The organism is Pseudanabaena sp. CCNP1317 (assembly GCF_034931345.1).
GTDB classification, from domain to species: domain Bacteria; phylum Cyanobacteriota; class Cyanobacteriia; order Pseudanabaenales; family Pseudanabaenaceae; genus Pseudanabaena; species Pseudanabaena galeata.
On sequence record NZ_JAYGIF010000085.1, the window covers coordinates 1 to 4,114 of the forward strand.

Annotated in this window: 5 protein-coding genes and 1 pseudogene; 4 read left to right on the forward strand and 2 right to left on the reverse strand. The window is 38.1% G+C overall.

The window, feature by feature from the left end:
• Positions 1-160: 160 nt before the first annotated feature.
• On the forward strand, positions 161-2,047 hold the full coding sequence (locus tag VB775_RS15630) for an AAA family ATPase (RefSeq protein ID WP_281006157.1): 1,887 nt from the start codon (positions 161-163) through the stop codon (positions 2,045-2,047).
• 45 nt (positions 2,048-2,092) lie between these two features.
• Here the strand turns inward: VB775_RS15630 and VB775_RS15635 are convergent, their stop codons facing one another.
• Positions 2,093-2,506: a hypothetical protein gene (locus VB775_RS15635; protein WP_281006156.1), complete on the reverse strand. Its 414-nt coding sequence runs from the start codon at positions 2,504-2,506 to the stop codon at positions 2,093-2,095.
• A 217-nt stretch (positions 2,507-2,723) separates the two neighbouring features.
• Between VB775_RS15635 and VB775_RS15640 the strand changes: the two genes are divergently transcribed.
• Both VB775_RS15640 and VB775_RS15645 read left to right on the forward strand, forming a co-directional pair.
• Positions 2,724-3,020: a type II toxin-antitoxin system RelE/ParE family toxin gene (locus tag VB775_RS15640; protein WP_342593577.1), complete on the forward strand. Its 297-nt coding sequence runs from the start codon at positions 2,724-2,726 to the stop codon at positions 3,018-3,020.
• Between the two features lie 3 nt (positions 3,021-3,023).
• Positions 3,024-3,317, forward strand: a complete 294-nt coding sequence (locus VB775_RS15645; protein ID WP_281006155.1) for an addiction module antidote protein — start codon at positions 3,024-3,026, stop codon at positions 3,315-3,317.
• Here the strand turns inward: VB775_RS15645 and VB775_RS15650 are convergent.
• A complete protein-coding gene (locus VB775_RS15650) occupies positions 3,310-3,504 on the reverse strand; it encodes a DUF433 domain-containing protein (RefSeq protein ID WP_281006154.1) in 195 nt (64 codons plus the stop codon). The genes VB775_RS15645 and VB775_RS15650 overlap by 8 nt on opposite strands.
• Before the next feature lie 375 nt (positions 3,505-3,879).
• On the opposite strand from VB775_RS15650, the pseudogene VB775_RS15655 reads away from it, so the two are divergent.
• Positions 3,880-3,993: pseudogene (locus tag VB775_RS15655) on the forward strand (PD-(D/E)XK nuclease family transposase); the annotation flags it as partial.
• Positions 3,994-4,114 lie beyond the last annotated feature (121 nt).

Sequence of the window (4,114 nt, forward strand, 5' to 3'; positions counted from 1 at the left end):
TTCTGTGGTGGTAAGATGGACAAAGCTCATGAGGGTATCCTAATTATTGTGATTAATATCAGAATATCCTTATGAGTCCCTTTACGCAAAGATCTCTAGGTGTTGCATTTCATCCTTGAATTGGCGAAGTATTCACACAATAGTGATAGGTGCGGAAGGCTTGAGTATTAGCAAAGAATTGACTATTGCAAAAGAGCGTGAAAAGCAGTTAAAAAAGCTCTTTGACGATAAGCAAAAGGAATTAGAAAAGCGCCAAAAACTGACTAACCGTGATGACTATCTTGTAATATCAGACTCTGAGAACGATGTTATATTGGTTCAATTAGAAAATATTAAACGACAAATCGAAGCAAAGAATGAAGAAGAAAAGTTGCGTGGTTATACATCATTAGGAAAACTTGTCTGCCCAGAGTTAAAACCTGATTTTTTGAAAATATATAACCTATCTTTTTCAAGCATCCATGATGAAGCTGAACAACTTGTAAAAGCTCATATTAGTAGACACACAGCGAAACCTGAACTAGCTGATACTTTTCTTCTGCAAGCTTTGGAACAAACATTAGACACCTGTCCATTTTGTGGGCAAAATCTTGAGTCTGCTCATGATTTACTGGATGCTTATCGCAAGTACTTTGATCAATCCCATAGAGATTCACTTGAAATGATCAAAACGTGTTTAGCAGAAATAAATCAATGGAATCCACGCGCTGAATTACTACAGTTGGAGAGTAAATACGCTAAAGCGAAAGATGCGGTGGAGAACTTCAGAAAATATGTAGATGTAGACCAAATGTCGCAACCAGATTTCTCTAGTTTTATTCGTAAATTTGAATCTTTAAAAGAGAAAGTCCAAAATACGCTTGAACAAAAGCTGCACAATATAAACTTGAGCCAGTCAGATGATGAAGCACTGCAACTAGATACTATCTTTTGTGACTTAAAAGGTGAAATTGAAGTAGTTAATCAAACGTACAGACGCGGAGCAGATAGTATTAAAGCTTATCTGGCATCAATTTCTGGTTCAACATCATCTGATCTAAATATACTCAAAAGCCAGTTAGAAAAAAGCTTGAAGCGATTTTCTCAAGATGAGAAGAACTGGTGCAAAGATTATCAGGAATTGGAAAGTGAATTCCACAAAATTACATTGGACATAAAGACTTTGACCAATAAGCTTGCCAGTTATTCGACAACAGTTTTTCACAAGTATCAAGCGAGCGTGAACGATACTCTAAATGAGTTAGGGGTGGATTTCCGATTGGATCGTTTCATTGAACAAGTTGATAATCGTTCAAAACAACCATATGCTGAATTTCAAATTGTTATCAATGAAACTCAAGTGCCTTTACAAGTACGAGGAGATAATCCCTGTTTTCACAATACTTTAAGCGAAGGAGAGAAAAACACTCTAAGTCTTGCCTTCTTTGTTAATTGGTTGAAAAATCAACCTAACTTGGATAAGAAGGTAGTTGTATTTGACGATCCTCTATCAAGTTTAGATGAGCATCGAAAAAATCTAACGGCTCGTCTCATTAGAGATTTGTCAGACAGCATCGGTCAGGCAATTATATTGACGCATAACAAAGATTTCTTATTTTTACTTTGTGACAATCTTTCTGGAGCTAGAACCCTTACATTAAAAAAGGACAGAATACATGGGAGTTGCTTATCTAATTTTGATGTGACTGAGCATCGTAAAAATCTGCAACAAAAAAGAATTGAAAGCTTGGAGACTTATTTAGAGCAAGACCATTGTTCTACACATAACGCTCAGGAAATGATCCGCCTATGTCTAGAAACAGCTTTACAATTTAAGTATTTTCGACACTTACGATCCAAGAATATAAATACGTTAGGCAAAATGATAGATGAATTAAAAAATCTTGGAAAATTAGATAGCGCTATCATTAGAACATTGCGAGATTTAAACGATATTTCAAGCCCTATTCATCATGGTGAGTCTGGCAACAATCCTTTAAAAGAAATCACTAGAAATGAATTATTGCCTGATATTAGAAAGACATTGGAACTACTTGAAAAGATATAAAGTTCACGATTTTATATCTGTCTCTCTATAATTGATAGGCGATTACTATTTAATTAGTTTTTGAGATAGGCGATCGCTGTTTGATTCGAGATTAAGAGCAATTTTGCTAGAGATTAATCCGCGCATCACCGCAACCTGCAATGCCTTAGCTTTCCGTACCGAACCATGCCGATAAACCTGCATTAACTCATTTAGCTTCTTAACTTCCTGTGCATTAAGCAACCCTTCACTATTTCGAGCTTGTAAATCACTAAAAACCCTTTGCTGCTGTCCACCCATTTGCAAATTACAAAGAGCCAGAACCTGTTCATCAGGCAGTGCCTCTATGGGAATCTCATTAATAGTGCGATCGATCCATTCAATCAGCATTTCCTCAATCCCCTGACGATTGAGTGCAGCAATTTCCTTAACTTTTTTTGCCAAAGGTTCGGGAAGTTCTAAGGCGATCGACTCAGACATATTGCCTCGTAGACAACACTAAATTTTGATTGATTAAATACAGTATAACTTCATAGAATCGCCTTGCTTATCAAGATGACTTTTCAAGAATAGGCTTAGCGGCTTTACTCGGTTGTTTAGGCGATCACAGTTTGTGAAATGAGATTGGCGCGATCACAGTTATCACAATCTTGTTTTGACGATTGACACTTTCTACACTGTGAACTACAGTTAACACATAATTGAAGTTCGCCAGACAGAAATATTCGTCAACTGGTTTGTCAAATTAAGAGACAAAAAAGCCAAAGCCCGCATACAAGCCCGTATCGATCGCATGGAAATGGGAAACTTTGGTGATGTTGCTCCAGTTGGACAAGGAGTAAGCGAAATGCGAATATTTTACGGCACTGGCTATAGAGTGTATTTTGTGCAGAGAGGTTCAATCCTTGTGATACTTCTATGTGGCGGCGATAAAAGCACTCAGACTTCTGACATAAATAAAGCTAAGGAACTAGTTAAACAATTGGAGGATTAAATTATGGCTATCACCACTACTCGATGGAACTCAGCAGAACATCTAAAAACAGAAGAAGATATTCAATTATATTTGGAAGCTTGTCTTGAAGAAGCAGGTGATGCTCCTAACGTGATCATCCATGCATTTAGTGTTATCGCTCGCGCCAAGAACATGACTCAGTTAGCAAAAGAATCAGGCTTAACAAGAGAGGGGCTATACAAGGCATTATCCCCTGATGGTAATCCTAGTTTTGCGACAGTGACAAAAGTTGCTAAAGCGCTTGGATATAAGCTGACCGTCCAGCCAGTTATTTAATCAAACAAGCCCTTATATCCGCCTCAACCAAACCTTCATACTCATCCAAAATCTCCGTCACCGTTGCACCATGAGCCAGCAGATTTAGAATGTATTCAACAGATAACCGATTCCCTCTAATGACTGGCTTCCCCACCATCACTCTAGGACTAGCGCAGATCCGATTCAACAAATCTTGTTCTTTCATATTTTCTAAAAATTCAACTTGACTTATCAATTCCATCATACATAATCAAACTGCTCATTAGCTCAAAACCCTCACCTTTGCCTATTCCGTTGGAATCTTACCGAGAATACCAATATCATTCTCAGTCCAAGTAAAATGCTCCACCCAAACTTGAGTACGCGGATTGAATAGCGCTACAACCTCATCCGTAAATAGATTGATCGCCTCAATCTTGCCAGCTTTATGACTATTACAAATAGGACAAGCTAACCAAAGATTCGCTGTTTGATGGTGTGGGTGGCGATCGCTGATTGATGAGAGTAAAGACGAGAGCGCGAGTTTTGGGATCTGTTAAAATAGTGCTGAGCCATAGCTCCCATCAACAAATGGTTAACCATGTTTTATCCACGTCTTAGCGGCGATCGCTACATCAACCCACTCACCGACTTTGGCTTCAAGCGACTATTTGGAACAGAGCCAAATAAAAATCTATTGATTGACTTCCTTAACTGAGATCTTGCACCATTCAAGAAAAGGGGTTGCAGAAAGAGCAAAAATGTGAAAAAAAGGGCGTAGTAGTAAATTAAATAACGATCATGGAAAGCATCGTTAAGCACGCCCAAGGGCTAGT

Excerpts from the sequence above, each read along its gene's own strand:
- VB775_RS15635 (WP_281006156.1), bottom strand. The coding sequence starts at position 2,506 with ATGTCTGAGTCGATCGCCTTAGAACTTCCCGAACCTTTGGCAAAAAAA.
- VB775_RS15650 (WP_281006154.1), bottom strand. The coding sequence starts at position 3,504 with ATGAAAGAACAAGATTTGTTGAATCGGATCTGCGCTAGTCCTAGAGTG.
- VB775_RS15645 (WP_281006155.1), top strand. The coding sequence starts at position 3,024 with ATGGCTATCACCACTACTCGATGGAACTCAGCAGAACATCTAAAAACA.